The 19,327-nt window shown below is 63.5% G+C and carries 20 protein-coding genes; 14 read left to right on the forward strand and 6 right to left on the reverse strand.

All coding sequences use genetic code 11. The features are described from left to right. The first annotated feature begins 64 nt into the window (after nt 1–64). A complete protein-coding gene (locus AC0IYN_RS22500) occupies nt 65–451 on the forward strand; it encodes a DoxX family protein (protein WP_406596435.1) in 387 nt (128 codons plus the stop codon). A gap of 44 nt (nt 452–495) precedes the next feature. Here AC0IYN_RS22500 and AC0IYN_RS22505 read toward each other — a convergent pair whose 3' ends face one another. Continuing rightward, a complete protein-coding gene (locus AC0IYN_RS22505) occupies nt 496–1,314 on the reverse strand; it encodes an alpha/beta fold hydrolase (RefSeq protein ID WP_406596436.1) in 819 nt (272 codons plus the stop codon). Nucleotides 1,315–1,461: 147 nt separating this feature from the next. On the opposite strand from AC0IYN_RS22505, the gene AC0IYN_RS22510 reads away from it, so the two are divergent. Beyond that, on the forward strand, nt 1,462–2,529 hold the full coding sequence (locus AC0IYN_RS22510) for an NAD(P)-dependent alcohol dehydrogenase (protein ID WP_406596437.1): 1,068 nt from the start codon (nt 1,462–1,464) through the stop codon (nt 2,527–2,529). A gap of 148 nt (nt 2,530–2,677) precedes the next feature. On the opposite strand, the gene mntP is transcribed toward AC0IYN_RS22510, so the two are convergent. Together mntP and AC0IYN_RS22520 are read right to left on the reverse strand one after the other, a co-directional pair. Beyond that, the gene (gene mntP, locus AC0IYN_RS22515) at nt 2,678–3,241 is read right to left on the reverse strand and encodes a manganese efflux pump MntP (protein ID WP_406596438.1); all 564 of its coding nucleotides are present in this window, start codon (nt 3,239–3,241) and stop codon (nt 2,678–2,680) included. 932 nt (nt 3,242–4,173) lie between these two features. Next, entirely contained in the window at nt 4,174–4,485 is a 312-nt protein-coding gene (locus AC0IYN_RS22520) for a hypothetical protein (protein WP_471843321.1), read from the reverse strand. Nucleotides 4,486–4,702: 217 nt separating this feature from the next. Between AC0IYN_RS22520 and AC0IYN_RS22525 the strand changes: the two genes are divergently transcribed. From AC0IYN_RS22525 to AC0IYN_RS22535, 3 genes are read left to right on the forward strand one after another with little or no spacing between them, the layout of a single operon-like run. Next, nucleotides 4,703–5,347: a TonB family protein gene (locus AC0IYN_RS22525; RefSeq protein ID WP_457239270.1), complete on the forward strand. Its 645-nt coding sequence runs from the start codon at nt 4,703–4,705 to the stop codon at nt 5,345–5,347. Beyond that, nucleotides 5,344–5,889 carry an RNA polymerase sigma factor gene (locus tag AC0IYN_RS22530; RefSeq protein ID WP_406596441.1) on the forward strand — a complete coding sequence of 182 codons (546 nt, stop codon included), beginning with the start codon at nt 5,344–5,346 and terminating at the stop codon, nt 5,887–5,889. Before AC0IYN_RS22525 ends, AC0IYN_RS22530 begins: the two co-directional genes overlap by 4 nt. A gap of 37 nt (nt 5,890–5,926) precedes the next feature. Continuing rightward, nucleotides 5,927–6,853 carry a FecR family protein gene (locus AC0IYN_RS22535; RefSeq protein WP_457239271.1) on the forward strand — a complete coding sequence of 309 codons (927 nt, stop codon included), beginning with the start codon at nt 5,927–5,929 and terminating at the stop codon, nt 6,851–6,853. Nucleotides 6,854–7,014: 161 nt separating this feature from the next. On the opposite strand, the gene AC0IYN_RS22540 is transcribed toward AC0IYN_RS22535, so the two are convergent. Next, nucleotides 7,015–7,611, reverse strand: coding sequence for a prepilin-type N-terminal cleavage/methylation domain-containing protein (locus AC0IYN_RS22540; RefSeq protein ID WP_406596443.1), 597 nt, complete (start codon nt 7,609–7,611; stop codon nt 7,015–7,017). Continuing rightward, nucleotides 7,608–8,060, reverse strand: coding sequence for a type II secretion system minor pseudopilin GspH (gspH, locus tag AC0IYN_RS22545; RefSeq protein WP_406596444.1), 453 nt, complete (start codon nt 8,058–8,060; stop codon nt 7,608–7,610). The genes AC0IYN_RS22540 and gspH overlap by 4 nt, the downstream gene beginning before the upstream one ends. 93 nt (nt 8,061–8,153) lie before the next feature. Between gspH and AC0IYN_RS22550 the strand changes: the two genes are divergently transcribed. Then, the gene (locus AC0IYN_RS22550; RefSeq protein WP_406596445.1) at nt 8,154–8,585 is read left to right on the forward strand and encodes a type II secretion system protein N; all 432 of its coding nucleotides are present in this window, start codon (nt 8,154–8,156) and stop codon (nt 8,583–8,585) included. Here the strand turns inward: AC0IYN_RS22550 and gspI are convergent. Beyond that, complete coding sequence (gene gspI, locus AC0IYN_RS22555; protein WP_406596446.1) at nt 8,572–8,937, reverse strand: type II secretion system minor pseudopilin GspI; 366 nt, start codon at nt 8,935–8,937, stop codon at nt 8,572–8,574. The two genes, AC0IYN_RS22550 and gspI, sit on opposite strands and share 14 nt — an antisense overlap. Before the next feature lie 148 nt (nt 8,938–9,085). Between gspI and gspG the strand changes: the two genes are divergently transcribed. The 8 genes from gspG to AC0IYN_RS22595 all read left to right on the forward strand — a co-directional run bounded on the left by gspG (nt 9,086) and on the right by AC0IYN_RS22595 (nt 19,321). Beyond that, nucleotides 9,086–9,535: a type II secretion system major pseudopilin GspG gene (gspG, locus tag AC0IYN_RS22560; protein ID WP_053140795.1), complete on the forward strand. Its 450-nt coding sequence runs from the start codon at nt 9,086–9,088 to the stop codon at nt 9,533–9,535. An 8-nt stretch (nt 9,536–9,543) separates the two neighbouring features. Then, a complete protein-coding gene (gspK, locus tag AC0IYN_RS22565; RefSeq protein ID WP_457239273.1) occupies nt 9,544–10,413 on the forward strand; it encodes a type II secretion system minor pseudopilin GspK in 870 nt (289 codons plus the stop codon). Continuing rightward, complete coding sequence (gspL, locus tag AC0IYN_RS22570) at nt 10,410–11,468, forward strand: type II secretion system protein GspL (RefSeq protein ID WP_457267184.1); 1,059 nt, start codon at nt 10,410–10,412, stop codon at nt 11,466–11,468. Before gspK ends, gspL begins: the two co-directional genes overlap by 4 nt. Next, nucleotides 11,461–11,973, forward strand: a complete 513-nt coding sequence (gene gspM / locus AC0IYN_RS22575; RefSeq protein WP_457239275.1) for a type II secretion system protein GspM — start codon at nt 11,461–11,463, stop codon at nt 11,971–11,973. The genes gspL and gspM overlap by 8 nt, the downstream gene beginning before the upstream one ends. Then, nucleotides 11,970–14,246, forward strand: coding sequence for a type II secretion system secretin GspD (gene gspD, locus AC0IYN_RS22580; protein WP_471843327.1), 2,277 nt, complete (start codon nt 11,970–11,972; stop codon nt 14,244–14,246). Before gspM ends, gspD begins: the two co-directional genes overlap by 4 nt. Before the next feature lie 793 nt (nt 14,247–15,039). Next, nucleotides 15,040–16,458, forward strand: a complete 1,419-nt coding sequence (gspE, locus tag AC0IYN_RS22585; RefSeq protein WP_078049044.1) for a type II secretion system ATPase GspE — start codon at nt 15,040–15,042, stop codon at nt 16,456–16,458. Further along, complete coding sequence (gene gspF / locus AC0IYN_RS22590; RefSeq protein WP_471843330.1) at nt 16,458–17,669, forward strand: type II secretion system inner membrane protein GspF; 1,212 nt, start codon at nt 16,458–16,460, stop codon at nt 17,667–17,669. Before gspE ends, gspF begins: the two co-directional genes overlap by 1 nt. Nucleotides 17,670–18,118: 449 nt before the next feature. Beyond that, the gene (locus AC0IYN_RS22595; RefSeq protein ID WP_406597507.1) at nt 18,119–19,321 is read left to right on the forward strand and encodes a substrate-binding domain-containing protein; all 1,203 of its coding nucleotides are present in this window, start codon (nt 18,119–18,121) and stop codon (nt 19,319–19,321) included. The last annotated feature ends 6 nt before the right edge of the window (nt 19,322–19,327 follow it).

Raw genomic sequence — 19,327 nt, forward strand, 5'->3', positions numbered from 1 at the left:
CTTGCAAGCAGGCGCAGGGCTCTGTCGACACAATCGACCTTTGTGTCCACCCACGAGAGCACGTATGAACGAATCGAAAAGTCAGGACTTGGGCCTATTGTTTCTGCGCGGCAGCGGGGCGTTGTTCCTGCTGTGGGTGCACGGTGTGCCCAAGTTGCTGAACTACAGCGAACAATTGACGCAGATCGAAGACCCGTTCCACATGGGCGCCCACGTCACGCTGCTGCTGGCGATCTTCGCCGAAGTGCTGTGCCCCTTGCTGATCCTCGCCGGGCTGCTAGTGCGCCTGGCGTGCCTGCCGATCATGGCGGTGCTGTTGATCGCTATGCTGGTGGTGCACCCGGAGTGGACGGTGTTCGAGGGGCAGTTCGGCTGGTTGCTGTTGATCATTTTCACCAGTGTCTTGATTGCCGGTCCCGGGCGCCTGGTCCTGAGCCCGCGTTTCTCCTGAGCAAAAAAGGCCGGGCAAGCCCGGCCAAAAAAGGAGAGGGTGTTTCAGCGGTTCAGGAACGCCAGAAGGTCCTCGTTCAACTGCTGCGCGTGGGTCACGGCGAACCCGTGGGGCGCATCCTTGTAGACCTTCAATTCGGCGCCCTTGATCGAGGCGGCGGCCACTTTGCCGGTGGTCTCGAACGGTACGATCTGGTCGCCGTCACCGTGGATGACCAGGGTGGGCACATCGATCTTGGTCATGTCCGGGCGGAAGTCGGTTTCGGAGAACACCGTGACGCAATCCACCGTCGACTTGAGAGACGCCAGCAGCGCCACTTGCAAGGTTTGGGTCAACACGCCTTCGGAGACCACCTGGCCTTTATTGGTGCCGTAGAACGGGGCGTTGAAGTCGCTGATAAATTGCGCGCGGTCCTTCAACAGCCCAGCCTTGATACCATCGAACACCTCGGTCGGCACGCCTTCTGGATAGTCCGGTTTCTGGCCGAAGATCGGCGTCACTGCGCCCAGCAACACCAGCCCGGCAACCCGTGCACTGCCGTGGCGAGCGATGTAGCGGGCGACGTCGCCGCCGCCCATGGAGAAGCCCACCAGGGTCACGTCCTGGAGGTCCAGGTGTTCGATCAACTGTGCGATATCGTCGGCGAAGGTGTCGTAGTCATTGCCGGTCCAGGGTTGGTCCGACCGGCCAAAGCCTCGACGGTCAAACGCAATGGTGCGAAAGCCGCGGCTGCTCAGGTATTCCATCTGGTATTCCCACATGTCGGCATCCAGCGGCCAGCCATGGCTGAACAACACGGGCTTACCGCTGCCCCAGTCCTTGAAGTAGATCTGGGTACCGTCTTTGGCAACAAATGTGCTCATGGAAAACTCCTGGGAGGGTGGCAAAACAGTTCAGCCTCACTATTGCGTCAAACCGGACGAAGGGCTTGTACGCCTGTGCTCGGTTGAACGGTTGAGCGTCTATGCTGGTCCACTGACCTCTACCGTCAGATCACACAGGTGAACGAAATGGCCAAGACTTACAGCTACGCCGCCCAGAACGCCAAGGATTCCCTCAAGCCCTTTACCTTCGAGCGCCGCGCGCCGGGGGCTGATGACGTGCAGATCGATATTCTCTACTGCGGGGTGTGCCACTCCGACCTGCACACCGCGCGCAACGAATGGAACAACACCCTGTATCCTTCCGTGCCCGGCCATGAAATTGTCGGCCGCGTCACGGCGGTAGGCGCCAATGTGCAGAAATTCAAGGTGGGTGACCTGGCCGGTGTCGGCTGCATGGTCGACAGCTGCCAGCACTGCGCGTCCTGCGCCGAGGGCGAGGAACAGTACTGCGAGAATGGGTTTACCGGCACCTACAACGGCCCGGTGTTCGGCGGTGAAAACACCTTCGGCGGCTATTCGGACAGCATCGTGGTCAAGGAGAAATTCGTGCTGCGCATCTCCCATGACGACGCCAACCTGGCGGCCGTGGCGCCGTTGCTGTGCGCGGGCATCACCACCTATTCGCCGCTGCATCACTGGAAGGTCGGCCCCGGCAAGAAGGTCGGTGTGGTCGGCCTGGGTGGCCTGGGCCATATGGCGGTGAAAATCGCGCATGCCATGGGGGCCCATGTCACGCTGTTTACCACGTCACCCAACAAACGCGAAGACGGCCTGCGCCTGGGCGCCGATCAAGTAGTGGTGTCGAAGAACCCGGACGAGATGGCCAAGGTCGCCAACAGCCTGGACTTCATCCTCAACACCGTGGCCGCGCCGCATGATCTCGATGCGTTCCTCAACCTGCTCAAGCGCGACGGCACCATGACCCTGGTCGGTGCCCCCGACAGCCCGCACCCGTCGCCCACGGTGTTCAACCTGATCTTCAAGCGCCGCAGCCTCGCCGGTTCGCTGATTGGCGGCATCCAGGAGACCCAGGACATGCTGGACTTCTGCGCCAGGCACGGGATTGTCTCGGATATTGAAATGATCGATATCCAAGGCATCAACGAGGCGTATGAGCGGATGCTCAAGGGGGATGTGAAGTATCGGTTCGTGATCGACATGGACAGCTTGAAAAAAGAAAGCCACGCCGCCTGATCCCACCGACGATTCGGTGGTATCAGCTCTTTGTGGGAGCTGGCTTGCCTGCGATACAGGCACCTTGGTTTGTCAGATAGACCGAGGTGATTCTATCGCGGGCAAGCCCGGCTCCCACAGGGAGCGACCCTTTCAAGCGGCGCGGTGCTCAGGCGCAGAGGTGTTCGTACAGAATCGTCGCACCCACCAGCATCAGTACCACGCCACCAACCATTTCGGCGCGCTTGCCCACCACGCTGCCCAGCACTCGGCCGAGCATCATGCCGATGGTCACCATGGTCATGGTCGCCAGGCCAATCGCCGCCGCAGCCACCAGGATGTTCACGTCCACAAACGCCAGGCCCACGCCGACCGCCAGTGCATCAATGCTGGTGGCGAATGCCGTGACGGCCAGGATCATGAACGAGTGCTGGGTGGGCTTCTCGGCCTCTTCATCGTCGGCTTTCAGCCCGTTCCAGATCATGTGCAGCCCCAGCCCGACCAGCAGGGTGAAGGCGATCCAGTGGTCCCAGTCTTCCACCCAACGTGTGGCGGCATGGCCGATGGCCCAGCCGATCATCGGTGTGATGGCTTCAATCACACCAAAGATCAGACCGGCGCGCAGGGCTTCGGTGAGGCGCGGTTTGTGCAGGCTGGAGCCTTTGCCGATGGCCGCCGCAAAGGCGTCCGTGGACATGGCCAGGGCAAGGAGGATCAGGGAAATGGGGTTCACGGTGAGGCTTCCAGTCGGGCTATATGAGACAACGACACTTCCACACGCCCGACGTTAGGCATGGAGGTGTCGCTGGTCTCACCAACCGAAAAGACGGTGTTCGCACCACGGCAGGTTGCCGAATATGTTGATACGAACGCTTCTGAGGGGGTCAGAAGCAGGTTACTCCCCAACGAGGTGGGCGATCTTAGGCGGACGGATATGAAAATTCCGTCAAAAGGCCTTGTTGCGTAATTGGGGGGCTTGCTCCTTATCGCTATTTAACTGAAGCCTTGCGATTCAAATGTGGGAGCTGGCTTGCCTGCGAAGGCGGCCTGACAGCTGGCCTGGATGTTGGATCTGATCGAGTACATATCCGTTATTTAGGTAAAGGCTGCTATTGGTTCCGCCCTTACGGCGGCTCACTTTGGAAAAGCCCCAAAGTAAGCAAAGGGCTCTTGCCCCAACACTCGGCACCTCGCCTAGGCTCGGTGTGCCCGTAATCCGACAGGTATTTGGGGGGCCGCCGCCACGCGCCATCCATGGCGCGGGGCGGCTAAACCGGCATCCCTGCCGGTTTACCCCCCAAATCCCTGTCGAATTCCGGCCAGCGTGTTTGACGGGGCGCCTAAGATCAAAAGCAAAGCGCGGCGGCCTTAGAGCCGACCGGGTTCTTGCTGTCGATCTCGGTCAAATGTAGGAGCTGGCTTGCCAGCGAAGGCGGCCTTGTAGCCGACCGGGTTCTTGCTGTCGATCCCGGTCAAATGTAGGAGCTGGCTTGCCAGCGAAGGCGGCCTTAGAGCCGACCGGGTTCTTGCTGCCGAACCCGGTCAAATGTGGAGCTGGCTTGCCAGCGAAGGCGGCCTTGTAGTCGACCGGGTTCTTGCTGTCGATCCCGTTCCCATGTGGGAGCTGGCTTGCCTGCGATGGCATCGCCTGGGCACTTCGATTTCTCAAGGCCGCTGCGGCTTCACCGACGTCCCGAAGGTATTGCCCATGCGCACGCTGGTCGCCGCCGGGGTGGCCAGGCCAAGTTTATTCGGTAGGCGCTTTTCCACGGAAAGGGCCTGCGCTTCGCGGTTCTTTTGCGTGGCCTTGGCCGCATTTGTGTCGTTGCCCATTTGTTGGCTCAGGCAGCCATAGTCCGGTGCCTTGTAGCCATCCACCGTGACTTCGGCGCACGTGCCGGCGCTGTTGTCGGCATGGGCCAGCAAGGGCAGGGCGACGCACAGCAACAGGCTGGCGAGGGTCGGTAACGATTTCATCGGGGCCTCCTGGCGGGCGCTGGGGAGTGGGCCGGTTAGGCTTGAAAGTCTAGTGCAGCGCGCCTCTCATCACCGTGATGTTTTTTTTGCTATCACCGTAACATCAGGTTCATAAACTGGCCTCAGGATGACGGTTTTCTAGGGCGCGTCGGCCGTGCAGCGATGCAGAGCAGGGGGTGAACAGGGAGTCTGGAGGCGCGCCGCATGCGCCCTGGTCTTGCTGTTGCTGCTGGTCGGTGGTCGCGCAGCGCAGGCAGATTCACCCCTGTTGTCGTTGGACCTGCCGGCGCAAGACCTGGAACACGCACTGCAAGCCTACAGCCGCGCCACCGGGATGGCGGTGCTGGTCGACCGCGAGTTGACGCGGGGCCGGCGCGCCATCGGGGCGCGCGGGCGCTTTACGGCGCAAGAGGCACTGGCGATGTTGCTGACAGGGAGTGGCCTGATGGCCCGTTATGCACGCAGCGATGCGTTTACCTTGCAGGCCCCGCAGGTCAGTCAGCCGCCCCCCAGCCGTGGTGCGGCGGCACGCAGTGCTGTGCGGATCAACAACAGCTACGCGACGGCGCTGCAGCAAGCCATCGAAGGCAGCCTGTGCCGTTCGCCGCTGACCCGGCCCGGCAGTTTTCGGGCGCTGGTGCAGGTGTGGGTCAACCCGGACGGGGTGATCGAACACAGCCGGCTGGTCAGTTCCACCGGCGATGAACAACGCGATGAAGCACTGGTACGCAGCCTGGCAACGGCGCGGGTCGAACGCCCGGCGCCAAGCTCGCTGCGCCAACCGGTGACTTTACTTTTGATGCCTGACACAACAGGAACACGCATGGAATGCACAGCAGCGAAAGGAGCCTCGGGCGGATGAAAAATACCGGGCACAGCACAATGGTCAGCTTGTTCCTGGCCTCCTACGAAGACTTCAAGGTGCGTTTGCGCAAGCGCCTGGGCTCGGAGGACCTGGCCAACGACGTGCTGCACGAGACGTACCTGCGGGTCGACCGCATGGACGTGCCGCCGAACCTGCAGCAGCCCAATGCCTACCTGTACCGCATGGCCCTGAACATCGCCGCCGATCGCCGCCAGGCCGATGCGCGCCTGCTCACCGGCAGCGAGGTGGAAGAGTTGCTGCAAAGCGCCGACGAAGCCCAGGACCCGTCGCGGGTGGTGGGCGGCCAGAAAGACATCCAATCCCTGGTCAAGGCCCTCTACGAGCTGCCGGCACGCCGGCGCAAAATCCTCATCGCCGCCCGCCTGGAAGAGGCGCCGCACCTGGAAATCTCCCAGCGTTTCGGCATTTCCACGCGCATGGTCGAGAAAGAAATCAAGGCTGCCCTGGGCCACTGTGCCAAGCGCCTGGAAAGAAAAGTGATTCAGCGGTTCGGTCCCGGGGCCGGAAAACCGTCTTAGTGTCGAGTCCCTGATAAATCCGTGAGTACGTGCGCGCTTGAATATTTTTAGCCTCTCCACCGCCCGGCAATCCGCCGCCAGCCCCCTGCACGATGAAGCCCGCGACTGGCTGGTCCTGCTGACCTCGGGCCGCGCCACCGTGGCCGATGCCAAGGCCCTCAAGGCCTGGTGCGCACAAAGCCCGGAACATGCCCAGGCATTCGAGCAGGCCAAGACGCTGTGGCAGCACGTGGCGCCTGCGCTGGAGCACGTCTCGCAACCGCGCAGCCTTGGCCGGCGCGCATTCCTGGGCGGTGCGATCGCCGCCTCGGCCGCCGTGGTGATGGTTCGCGTCGGCGTACCGGGCGGCTTTGCCGGGCTCACCGCCGACTACCGCACCGAAGTCGGCGAGCAACGCCACGTCCTGCTGAGCGACGGCATCAGCCTGGAACTCAACACCCAGACCCGCATCAGCCGGGTGGGGCAGGGCATCGAACTGATCGAGGGCGAAGTCGAAGTGGTCGCCCACGTGGCACAACCGCTCAAGGTCCAGGCCGGCGAAGGCTGGGTAAGCGCGGCCCAGGCGCGCTTCAACCTGCGCAATACCGACTACAACGTGTGCGTCACCTGCATCGAAGGTTCACTCCTGGTGGACATCGCCGGACACAGCGTGCGCCTGGACAGCGGCCGGCAGCTCACCTACGGCGCTGCCGGCGTCAGCGACGTGACGACGGTGAACACCCAGGCGGTCGTGGCCTGGCGTGAGCAAGTGCTGGTCTTCAACAACGCCACCCTGGCGACGGTGGTGGATGAAATCAACCGATACCGCCCCGGCATGCTGGTGCTGTTGAATAAGCAACTGGGCCAACGCCGGGTGCAAGCGCGGTTCAGTTTGCAGCAACTGGCCGGTGTGGCGTTGTTGATTCGGGATGCGTACGGAGCCAAGTGTACGGAGTTGCCGGGTGGGGTGGTGTTGTTGAGTTGAAGGCCTTGATGGTTCATCCCCGTGCCTCAACAATTGGTTTTCACGCGGGCTGCCGGTTGCGCGCATGGAAAAACTGGCGACAACCTTGAGTGTCAACAAAGCGTGGCTTGAGACAGGCCAGCGCGAACGTTGACGGCGGCGGGGCGGCCGAGGGGCCGCCCCTACTTCAATGGCCCCACGACCTGCCGGTATTTTTCTACCCCCTGCGGCGTCTGTCGCACCAGGCTGATCTCCAGTCCCACCGGGTCTTCGCGTCGATTGCCGCTCAGCTGCCGCCAGCCTTTTTCTGCTTCCCACACCCGTACCTGCAAGTCACTGACGCCGGTCAGCACCACTACGCCGTCCTTCGCTGCCGGCAGGGGGTAGCGATCCCGCGCCGGGGCGGCGGCGCGATACAGTGCGTCGCCCTTGAGCCACCAGCGCACGCGTTGCAGGCCATCGCCTGCCATTGGGGCGCTGCGGATCACGTCGAGGCGAAAGCCCTTGCTGTCAGAGCTGCGTACGGTTACGGCGGCCAGGCCTTCCGTTTGTGCCGTGTCCGGGGACGTCAGTTCGACACGGGCGCGCAGGCTGATGTCCCGTTGCATCTGGTTCAGCGCACGCAGCAATACCTCGGTCTGCTCGGTGCTCGCCTGCAAATGCTGATCCGCCCGGGTCACGCTGTCGAGCCCACGCCAGGCGATCAGGCTGACCACCGCCATGAGCATGATCGCCACCATCACTTCGATCAGGGTGAAGCCTTGCTGGGACCTGTTCATGGTTGGCTGACCACGCGCATCAGGCCGGCGGCGTCGCGTTGCAGGCTGAGGCTGTGTTGGCCGTCGGACAGCACCACGCGCAGCGGCGGGTTGATCCATTCGGCGTTGAGCACCAGGGTTTGTCGGGGTTCGATGCTGATGTTCATCGGCGTGCTTTCCCAGAGGCGCGGGCGCAGTTGATCGTCGTTTTTAAACGTCTCGATGCCCTGGCCGTCGTCCCGTTGGCGGTTAAAGCGAAACCCTTTGGCATCCGCGCGCCAGGTGATGGGGCGGCCGTCGACGTGGGCTTCGGCCTGGGCGACTTGCAGCAGTTGGCTCAAGCGCTCGGCGTCCTTGCGCAGCAGGTGCAACGGGTCGGGTTTGATCGTGAGGCTGATGGCGGCGCTGGCGATGCCGATGATCACCAGCACCACCATCAGCTCGATCAGGGTGAAGCCTTGCTGTTTCATCGGTGACCACCTGGAGAACTGGGGAGTGTGTGAAATAAAAGCGTGCGAATTGACCTGTAGGCTGGTGCGACGGACAAACAGGAGGTCCTGCCCATGACATTCATCCCTCGTTTCACCTTGGCCCAAGGCGTGCAGGCGCTGGGTATGTTGGCCGCGCTGACGGGCGTGGCGGTATGGACGCCGCTGCTGCTGACCACCGCCGAATCCCACACACCGCCAGCCACGCCCCAGGCACTGGCGGCGCGCAGCGACAACCCGGCGCTGCAGTGGTTTTCCAATGCGCCGACGGCGCTGCAGGTGAAGGTCACGGGGGTGCTGGCAGGCGCGCGAGGAGCGGTGGCGATCCTCAGTCTGAATGACGGCCCGCCGCGCAGTTTTCTACTGGGTGAACGGCTCAGCCCCGGCGTGCGGCTGACGGCCATCGAAGGCGACGGCGTGGAGATCGAACGCGGTGGCGAGACGCTGCGCGTCAACCTCGACAAGTTGCCGCAAGGGCCGGCGTTGCCGCTGCTCACTCGGCCATGACCTGGGTGTCCAGGCGCGCCAGGGGCGGGGCTTCGCGACTGGCGTCGAGCACCTGCAGGTTGACCTGAAACACGCGGCCGTCGGCGTTGATGGTCTGCTCGCAACGCAGTTTCAGGCGGCCCTGATCGCATTCGAACGTCCTCTGGCCGCTGCGCAGGTGTCCCTCCAGGCGCAACTCCGCGAGTCGACTTTGGCCCGCCAGCAAGGCGATCGACTTGTCCCGCAGCAGCCCGTTGCTCTGGGTCATCAGCCCGGCCACGCGCACGGCGGCGGCCATGGCCACGGCGATGATCGCCAGCGCCACCAGCACTTCAATCAGGGTAAAACCTTGCTCCTTGCGACGGCCGTACATGGCGCTCTCAATGCCTGGAAACAGGCCCGCAGACTAGCGCCGGCAGTTGACCGATTGGCGACCGAAACTCCCGAGGATTTTCAATACGACTGACATGTGTTCTTGCAACACTGCGCCACGAATTGCACTCAAGCCAAGGAATGTCGAGATGGATATCGCGCGCCTAACGTCCCCATTGCCAGGCCCTCGTGGGCAGCGTGGCTTCACGTTGATCGAGATCATGGTGGTGGTGGTCATCCTCGGGATCCTGGCGGCCATGGTGGTGCCCAAGGTCCTCGACCGTCCGGACCAGGCGCGGGCCACGGCAGCCAAACAGGACATCGGCGGGTTGATGCAGGCGCTGAAACTCTACCGCCTCGACCACGGCACTTACCCGAGCATGAACCAGGGCTTGAAGGTGCTGGTGGAACGCCCGGCCGATGCGAAGAACAGCAACTGGCGCGCCTACCTGGAACGCTTGCCCAATGACCCGTGGGGCCACCCTTATCACTACCTCAACCCAGGCGCCAATGGCGAGGTGGATGTGTTCTCCCTCGGCGCCGACGGCCAGCCGGATGGCGATGGCGTGAATGCCGATATTGGCTCCTGGCAGCTGTAAGGCGCGCCATGAAAGGGTATTCGCCCCCAGCGGCGAAGCAGCGCGGCATGGCGATTATTAGCGCCTTGCTGATCGCGGCGGTGGTGGCAGTACTGGCCGGCGCCATGCTCACGCGCCAGACCGTATTCACCCGCAGCCTGGAAGCCGAGCAGTTGCGGATCCAGGGCCAGTGGCTATTGGAGGGTGGCCTGGAGCGCAGCCGCCAGCTGCTCTGGGATGCGCGCCAGAAAGACGTGCTGACCCGCCTTGACCAGCCCTGGGCGCTGGCCCAGCGTGGCGCCTTTGAGGGGCGCATCGAGGATGAGCAGGGCAAGTTCAACCTGCGTAACCTGGTCAATCGCCAGCAGGTGGACACCGAACAGTTGCAGCGTTTCGAGCGGCTGTGCCGGCTGATCGGCGTCGACCCGGCGGTAAGTCGGCGCATCAGCCAGCGGGTGATCGCGTCTTATGTACCGCCCGCCAAATACCCGATGCTGCGCAATCTGGATGACCTGGGCGGCATCGAAGGCCTCGACCCTGTCGTGTTGCAGCGCATGCAAGCCTATATCAGCGTGCTGCCCGGCCCGACCTGGGTCAACGGCAACACCGCGAGCGCCGAAGTGCTCAGCGCGGTGGTGCCTCAGCTGAGTTTGTCCCAGGCCCATGGGCTGGTGGCCGAGCGTGACAGTGGGCAGTGGTTTATCAACCGTGGGGATTTCGTCAACCGTCTGCACTTGCCCCAGGTGGCGGTGGAGTCGGTGCAGGTGGGCATTACCAGCGAGTGGTTTCGCGTGCAGGGCCAGGCGCGTCGCGAACAACGCCGGGTCGCCCTCGACGCCTTGTTGCACCGTCCTGAAGACCGTCAGCCACGGGTGATCTGGTCGCGGGTGGGTGTATGAAACGCTTGCGCATTGGCCTGCCGCCACTGGATCAATTGAGCGCCGAAAGCCTGGTCAGGTTTGCCTGGCTGGAGCGTGGCGTGGTCGTTGAAGAGGGCTCTCGGAGCCTGGCGCAACTGGGTAAATCGCGCCAGGCGGCCGATTGTTTCCTGCATCCCCGTGACAGCCTGCTCACTAGCCTGGAGCTGCCGCCATTGCCGGCGGCGAAGACAGCGGCCGCCGTGGCCTGTGCGGCGCAGGCGCTGATCCTCGGCCCGGTGGACCAGATGCAGGTGGCCCACGGCCCGCGTGAGAGCGATGGCCGCGTGCAAGTGGCCTGGGTGCCCAAGGCCGGGCTGGAGCGGTTGGCGCAATTGCCACTCAAGTTGCGCGGCCTGTACCCGGCGCCCTATGCCTTGCCGGTCGGCGCTGCGGCGTTGGATGAAGGCTATCTGTTGACGCGTGAGAGCCTGCAGCAAGGCGCGGTGCACCCGTTGGGCGTGCAGGCGTTGGAGGTGCCGCTGGTGGAGGCGACCCAGCGTTGGAGTGGGCCGGTGCCTGCCTGGGGGTTGCACGGTCGCCTCAACCCGCCATCGACTGGCGGCTGGGGCAGGGCGCTGGCCTGTGTGGCGCTGGCCGTGGCCATCTGGACCCTGGGACTCAACCTGTACGCCGCACGCCAGGTGGAAGAAGGCCAGCGACTCAAGGCGTTGATGAGTCAGCAAGTGCGCCAGGCGTTCCCCGAATTGCCGGTGGTGCTCAACCCCTTGCAGCAGGCGCGTCAGCAATTGGCCGCACGCCAGAGCGGCGCGGCGGACGACCCCGGACAACGCTTCACCCGCTTGTTGCAACTGGCGGGCAGCCACCTGCCGTTCATGGTCGGCAGCGTCGACAACGTGAGTTATGAGCAGGGGCGCCTGCACGTCGAGCTATTGGCTGACAGTCGCAACCCGACAGCCGAAGGTGAATGGCAGGCCGCGTTGGCCCAGGCCGGCTTTGCCGCCAGCCGCGATGAGCACGGTTGGACCATCGCCCCGGCGCCGGCGGCGGAAAAGCCAGGAGCCGCGGATGAATAAAATCCAGCGACTGCGCAGCCAGGCCCAGGTGTTCTGGCGTGGCCTGGCCCTGCGCGAGAAACGCATGCTCGGCGCTGCCGGCCTGGCTTTGGCGAGCCTGTTGACTTGGCTGGTACTGGTAGCGCCCGCGTTAAAGAAGATCGATTACTGGCAGGCCGAAACCCCCAAGTTGCGTGCCCAGGCCGAAGCCTTGCAGGTGCTGTTGCAGGATGTCGCCGCGCCCCGGCCGGGTGACGAAACCGCACTGCGCCAGGCCCTCGATAGCGCCGGCCTGCAAGGCCACTACCAATTGCAGGCGCTGGCACCGGGTGGCTGGCGTCTGACGTTCGACAACGCCCCGGCCGACGCGGTGGTGGGCTGGCTGCTGGGCACTGCCCGCTCGTTTTCCCTGGAGGTGTCCGAGGCGCGCTTGCAGCGCGCCCTCGACGCCGTCGACAACTCGGCCGGCACTGTGTCCGGGACCGTTCGCATGGATCAGGCGCTTGGCGCTAAGGAAGCTTCATGAAGTGGTCAGTCCCCCCGTTTCGTCTGGTCGCGCCGCTGCTGGTGCTGGCCCTGAGTGCGTGCAGCAGCCAGGAGGCGGCCAAGCCGTTGCTGGTGGACAGTGAACTCGGCCAACCCCTGGCGGACACCCGCCGCAGCGGCGAGACCTTGCTCGATCGCCAGCGCGAACCGGCACCCAAGCCGCCCGTCCAGCATCGGGTCACCAACAGCGCACGCGGCCACGCCCCGGCGGCGGTCAAGGCGCGCAACCCGCTGGGCGACCAGCCGGTGCAGCTCAACTTTGTCGATGCCGATATCCAGGCGGTGGTGCGCGCGCTGTCCCGCGCCACGGGCCAGCAATTTTTGGTGGACCCGCGTGTAAAGGGCAACCTCACCCTGGTCAGCGAAGGCCAGGTGCCGGCGCATCAGGCCTACGACATGCTGCTGGCTGCGCTGCGCATGCAGGGCTTCAGCGTGGTCGATGTGGGCGTCGTGGCCCAGGTGGTGCCCGAAGCCGATGCCAAGTTGCTCGGCGGGCCGATCTACAGCGCTGGCAGCAGCGGCATGCAGACTCGCACCTTTCGCCTGCAATATGAAAACGCGGTCAACCTGATCCCGGTGCTGCGCCCCATCGTGTCGCCGAACAACCCGATCAATGCCTACCCCGGCAACAACAGCATCGTGATCACCGACTACGCGGAAAACCTCGCGCGGGTGGCGCAGATCATCAACGGCATCGACACCCCCAGCGCCATCGACACCGACGTAGTGATGGTGCAGAACGGCATTGCCGTGGACATCGCCGCCATGGTCTCCGAGCTGCTGGAAACCCAGGGCGCCGACCAGACCCAGAAGATCAACGTGATCGGCGACCCACGCTCCAACTCGATCATCATCCGCTCCGGCAGCCCCGAGCGTACCGAGCTGGCGCGCAACCTGATCTACAAGCTCGACAATGCCCAGAGCAACCCCAGCAACATGCACGTGGTGTACCTGCGCAACGCCCAGGCGGGCAAGTTGGCCCAGTCGCTGCGCGGCTTGCTCACCGGCGAGAGTGATTCCGGCGTGAGCGATGACGCACGCGGCAAGCTCAGCGCCATGGGCGGCAATGGCAAGAACAGCCAAGGCAACAGCACTGCGCAAAACAGCAGCGGCACACCCACCGGCAGCGGTGTGCAGTCGGGCTATGGCCAGGCCCCTGGTTCGACGACCAGCCCCAATGGCGCCAACAACGAGAATCAGGACACCGCGTTCAGTGCCGGCGGCGTGACTATCCAGGCGGACGCCACCACCAACACTTTACTGATCTCCGCACCGGACCCGCTGTATCGCAACCTGCGCGAAGTCATCGACATGCTCGACCAGCGCCGCGCCCAAGTGGTGATCGAGAGCCTGATCGTGGAAGTCGGCGAAGACGATGCCACTGAGTTTGGCGTGCAGTGGCAGGCCGGCAATCTGGGCGGCAAGGGCGGTTTCGGCGGGGTCAACCTGGGCGGTAGCGGGGTGAACAGCACACCGACCAGCAAGACCAGCATCGACGTTTTGCCCAAGGGCCTGAACGTGGGGCTGGTCAACGGCACGGTGGACATTCCCGGTATTGGCAAGGTGCTCGACCTCAAGGTGTTGGCCCGGGCGTTGAAGAGCAAGGGGGGCACCAACGTATTGTCCACGCCCAACCTGCTGACCCTGGACAACGAGGCGGCGAGTATTTTTGTCGGCCAGACCATCCCGTTTGTCACCGGCAGCTACGTGACCGGTGGCGGGGGGACCAGCAATAACCCGTTCCAGACGGTGCAGCGTGAAGAGGTGGGGCTCAAGCTGAATGTGCGGCCGCAGATTTCCGAGGGGGGCACGGTGAAGCTGGATATCTACCAGGAGGTCAGCACCGTGGATGCGCGGGCCTCGGTGGAGGCGGGGACGGTGACCAACAAGCGGGCGATCGATACCAGTATTTTGCTCGATGACGGGCAAATCATGGTGCTTGGTGGGTTGCTGCAGGATGGCTACAGCCAGAGTAATGATGCGGTGCCGTGGTTGTCGGATATTCCGGGGTTGGGGGCGTTGTTTCGCAATGAGAAGCGCAGTGTGAACAAGACCAACCTGATGGTGTTTTTGCGGCCGTACATTATTCGGGACAGTGGGGCGGGGCGCAGTATTACGTTGAATCGGTATGAGTTTATGCGCAGGGCGCAAGGGGGGTTGCAGCCGGAGCATAGTTGGGCGATGCCGGATGTGCAGGCGCCGCAGCTGCCTTCGGTGGAGAAGGCGATTCCTGTTTCTGGGGGGCGGCCGTGATTGAGTACATATCCGTTGCTGCGGTCACGGCTACTTATGGTTCCGCTCTTACAGCGGGTCACTTTTGGAAAGGCCCAAAAGTAACCAAAAGGCCTTCGCCCCACCACTCGGCACCTCGCCTGGGCTCGGTGTGCCCTCACTCCGGCTTTGGAGCGTGGGCCGCCGCGATGGGCCATCCTTGGCCCAGCGCGGCTAACCCGGCGTCCTGCCGGGTTACCCACGCTCCAAAGCCTGCGTTCGGCCAGCGTGGTTTTACGGGGCGCCTAAGATCAAAAGCAAAAGCAAAAGCGGCTCGCTTCGCATCGTGGATACACGGCCCTGTAGGAGCCGGCTTGCCGGCAAAAAACGCGACAACGCCGCGATCATCCAGTTGTACCCCCATCATCGTTAACGACCATCGCCGGCAAGCCAGCCCCTACACGACCGTTTTTGCACTTGCCTTTGCTCCACACCACTCAAGCCGGCTGTCAGGCCGCTGTGCTCTTGCTTTTGATCTTGATTTTGATCTTAGGCGCCCCGTCAAACACGCTGGCCGGAATTCGGCAGGGATTTGGGGGGTAAACCGGCAGGGATGCCGGTTTAGCCGCCCCGCGCCATGGATGGCGCGTGGCGGCGGCCCCCCAAATCACTGTCGGATTACGGGCACACCGAGCCTAGGCGAGGTGCCGAGTGTTGGGGCAAGAGCGTTTTGCTTACTTTTGCGCTTTTCAAAAGTGAGCCGCTGTAAGAGCGGAACCATAAGCCGCCGTGACCGCAGCAACGGATATGTACACCCCTCCAAAGGGCAAACCCAATGAGCCTATTACCGTACGCCTGGGCCAAATCCCAACGCATCCTCCTGCGCCCCACCGAAGCAGGCCACCTGCTAACCGTATGCCCCTCAACCCCCGGCTGGTCCATCAGCGAAGTCCACCGCCAATTCGGCCAAACCCACCTCGAACAGGTCCGCGACGACGAACTCGACGGCCTGCTCACCAGCGCCTACGCCGACACCGGCAGCGCCGCCGCCGTGGTCGGCGCCGCCGAAAACGAAGTCGACCTCGACCGCCTGATGCAAGACATGCCCGAAGTCACCGACCTGCTCGACACCCAGGACGGCGCCCCGGTGATCCGCATGATCAACGCCTTGCTCACCCAGGCCGCCCGCGACGAAGCCAGCGACATCCACATCGAACCCTACGAAACCCACTCCGTCGTGCGCTACCGTGTCGACGGCACCCTGCGGGACGTAGTGTCACCACGCAAGGCGCTGCATGGCGCGCTGGTGTCGCGGATCAAGATCATGGCCCAACTCGATATCGCCGAAAAACGCCTGCCCCAGGACGGCCGCATCGCACTGCGCGTGGCCGGTCGTCCCATCGATATTCGGGTGTCCACCGTGCCCACCGGCCATGGTGAAAGAGTCGTCATGCGCCTGCTGGACAAACAAGCCGGGCGCCTGCAATTGGAGACCCTGGGCATGGAGCCGCAGTTACTGGCGCGCCTGGACACGCTGATCCGCCAACCCCACGGCATCGTGCTGGTCACCGGCCCCACCGGCAGCGGCAAGACCACCAGCCTGTACGCCGCCCTGGCGCGGCTGGATGCGAGCACCAGCAATATCCTCACCGTCGAGGACCCGGTGGAATACGACCTGCCGGGCATCAGCCAGATCCAGGTCAACGCCAAGATCGACATGACGTTCGGCCTGGCGCTGCGAGCGATTCTGCGCCAGGACCCGGACATCATCATGATCGGTGAGATCCGCGACCTGGAGACCGCACAAATCGCCGTGCAGGCTTCGCTCACCGGGCACTTGGTGCTTGCGACCTTGCACACCAATGACGCGGTGTCGGCGGTCAACCGGCTGATCGACATGGGTGTCGAACCGTTTCTGTTGGCGTCATCCTTGCTGGGTGTGTTGGCCCAGCGCCTGGTGCGCCGCCTGTGCCCGCACTGCAAGCAGGAGGACCCGGCGGCGCCCGGCACGTGGCGTCCGGTGGGGTGCGCGCAGTGCAACCAGATGGGCTACAGCGGCCGTACCGGGATCCACGAATTGTTTTGCGTCGATGATGACGTGCGCAGCCTCATCCACCAGGGCGCCAACGAGCAGGACCTGCGCCTGGCCGCCCGGCGTGCCGGGATGTTCAGCATGCGTGAAGACGGTGAGCGCTGGGTGCGCAGCGGTGCCACCGCGCCCGAAGAAATCCTGCGCGTGACACGGGACGCCTGATGAATCGCTATCGCTATGAAGCCGCCGATGCCAGCGGCAAGGTTGAGGCCGGGCACGTGGAGGCCGACAGCCAGAGCGCAGCATTTGCCAGCCTGCGTAGCCGGGGCCTGACGGCGTTGTTGGTGCAGATTGAAGGCAACCAGCAAGCGGCCGCCGGCAGCAGCCTGTTCACCGCCAAGCTGTCGGACAACGACCTGGCCTGGGCCACGCGGCAACTGGCAAGCCTGCTGGGTGCGAGCCTGCCATTGGAAGCCGCCCTGAGCGCCACGGTGGAGCAGGCCGAGAAAAAGCATATCGCCCAGACCCTGGCCGCCGTGCGCGCCGATGTGCGCGGTGGCATGCGCTTGGCGGATGCCTTGGCGGCGCGGCCACGGGACTTTCCGTCGATCTACCGCGCGTTGATTGCGGCGGGGGAGGAGTCGGGTGATCTGGCCCAGGTCATGGAGCGGCTGGCCGACTACATCGAGGAGCGCAACAACCTGCGGGGCAAGATCCTCACCGCGTTTATCTACCCCGGCGTGGTGGGGCTGGTGTCCATCGGCATTGTGATTTTCTTGCTGAGCTACGTGGTGCCCCAGGTGGTCAGCGCGTTCTCCCAGGCGCGCCAGGATTTGCCGGGGCTGACCCTGGCAATGCTCAACGCCAGTGACTTTATCCGCGCCTGGGGTTGGCTGTGTTTTGCCGGGATCGTTGGCGGTTTCTGGAGTTGGCGCCTGTATTTGCGCAACCCGGTGGCGCGCTTGAATTGGCACAGCCGTGTATTGGGCCTGCCCCTGATCGGGCGTTTTGTATTGGGCCTGAACACCGCGCGCTTTGCCTCGACCCTGGCGATTCTCGGCGGTGCCGGCGTACCGCTGTTGCGCGCCCTGGAAGCGGCGCGGCAAACCCTGTCCAACGACCGCCTGAGCCAATGCGTCAACGACGCCACCGCCAAAGTGCGCGAAGGCGTCAACCTGGCCCCGGCGCTGGCGGTGGAAAAGGTCTTCCCGCCGGTGCTGATCCACCTGATCGCCAGCGGCGAAAAAACCGGCTCGCTCCCGCCGATGCTGGAGCGCGCGGCGCAAACGCTGTCACGGGATATCGAACGCCGCGCCATGGGCATGACCGCGTTGCTGGAGCCGTTGATGATCGTGGTGATGGGCGCTGTGGTGCTGGTAATCGTCATGGCGGTGCTGTTGCCGATCATCGAGATCAACCAGTTGGTCACCTGAATACACCCTCTCATCCTGTAGGCGCTGGCTTGCCAGCGATAGCGATAGGTCAGCCGGCACAGATAGAACTGACCCACCGCTATCGCCGGCAAGCCGGCTCCTGCAAATCGATATTTTTTCGGCAGCGTTTTGTGCGTGGCCCCGAACCTCGGGTTCCTCATTCCGTCACATCCCGACGCCCCACGGCGCTTGTAGCCGATTGCGCTGAAATCTCCCTGTCACCTGTGCCCAAACCGCTCAAAACGATGACCAAAACACCCGAGAATCTTTTTAAAAATCAAGGTGTTCCTCCCGAGGTTTTTTCCCATAACCGTCATCGGAAACTGCGAATTTCTCTCCCATGGTTTTCACCCCCGGCCACCCCCCGGAAGACGGCTTGGGACCGAAGCCATGGCGTCATGCAAGAGCCATCTACCCCAACGTACAAACACGACGAAAGGAGATTCTTCATGTTTAAGCGCAACGTTCTCGCGGTATCCATGACCCTCGCTGCCCTGTGCTCGGCACAGGCTGCAATGGCTGACATCAACGGCGGCGGTGCAACCCTGCCACAACCGCTGTACCAGACTGCCGGCGTACTCACTGCCGGCTTCGCCCCTTACATCGGCGTGGGCAGCGGCAACGGCAAGGCGGCTTTCCTGACCAACGACTACACCAAGTTCGTGGCCGGCGTGACCAACAAGAACGTGCACTGGGCAGGCAGCGATTCCAAGCTGACCTCGGCTGAGCTGTCGACCTACGCTTCCACCAAACAAGCTGCCTGGGGCAAGCTGATCCAGGTGCCATCGGTTGCCACTTCGGTTGCCATCCCGTTCAACAAAAGCGGTACCGCAGCGGTTGACCTCAGCGTCAAAGAGCTGTGCGGTGTGTTCTCCGGCCGTATCACTAACTGGTCGGGCATCTCCGGTTCTGGCCGTACCGGCCCGATCACCGTGGTGTATCGCAGCGAAAGCAGCGGCACTACCGAGCTGTTCACCCGCTTCCTGAATGCCAAGTGCACCACTGAGCCTGGCACCTTTGCTGTCACCACCACCTTCGCCAACAGCTACAGCCTGGGCCTGACGCCGTTGGTTGGCGCCGTTGCCGCCACTGGCAGCCAAGGCGTGATGACCGCCCTGAACGCCGCTCAAGGCCGCATCACCTACATGAGCCCTGACTACGCCGCGACCACCCTGGAAGGTCTGGACGACGCCACCAAAGTCGCTCGCGTCGGTAAAGACGTCGCCAACGGCATCGAAGGTGTATCGCCAGCACCAGGCAACGTGTCGGATGCCATCGCACTGGTTCCAGCCCCTAACGATCCTAGCGCTCCACTGGACATCACCCAGCCGGACAACTGGGTGCCTGTGTTCGGTAAAGACGGTGTGGCCGGCGTTCAGCCTTACCCGACTTCGGGCTACCCGATCCTTGGTTTCACCAACCTGATCTTCAGCCAGTGCTACGCCAACGCTGGCCAGACTACCCAGGTGCGTGACTTCTTCACCAAGCACTTCGGCGAAACCGCCAACAACGACGAGGCCATCTCGGCTAACCGTTTCGTACCGCTGCCCGCTAACTGGAAAGCGGCCATCACCGACACATTCGTAACGTCCACCAGCGCCCTGAGCATTGGCAAGACCAACGTCTGCAACGGCATCGGTCGTCCGCTGTAATCCAAG

The sequence above is a fragment of the Pseudomonas sp. AC112 genome, from assembly GCF_979253545.1.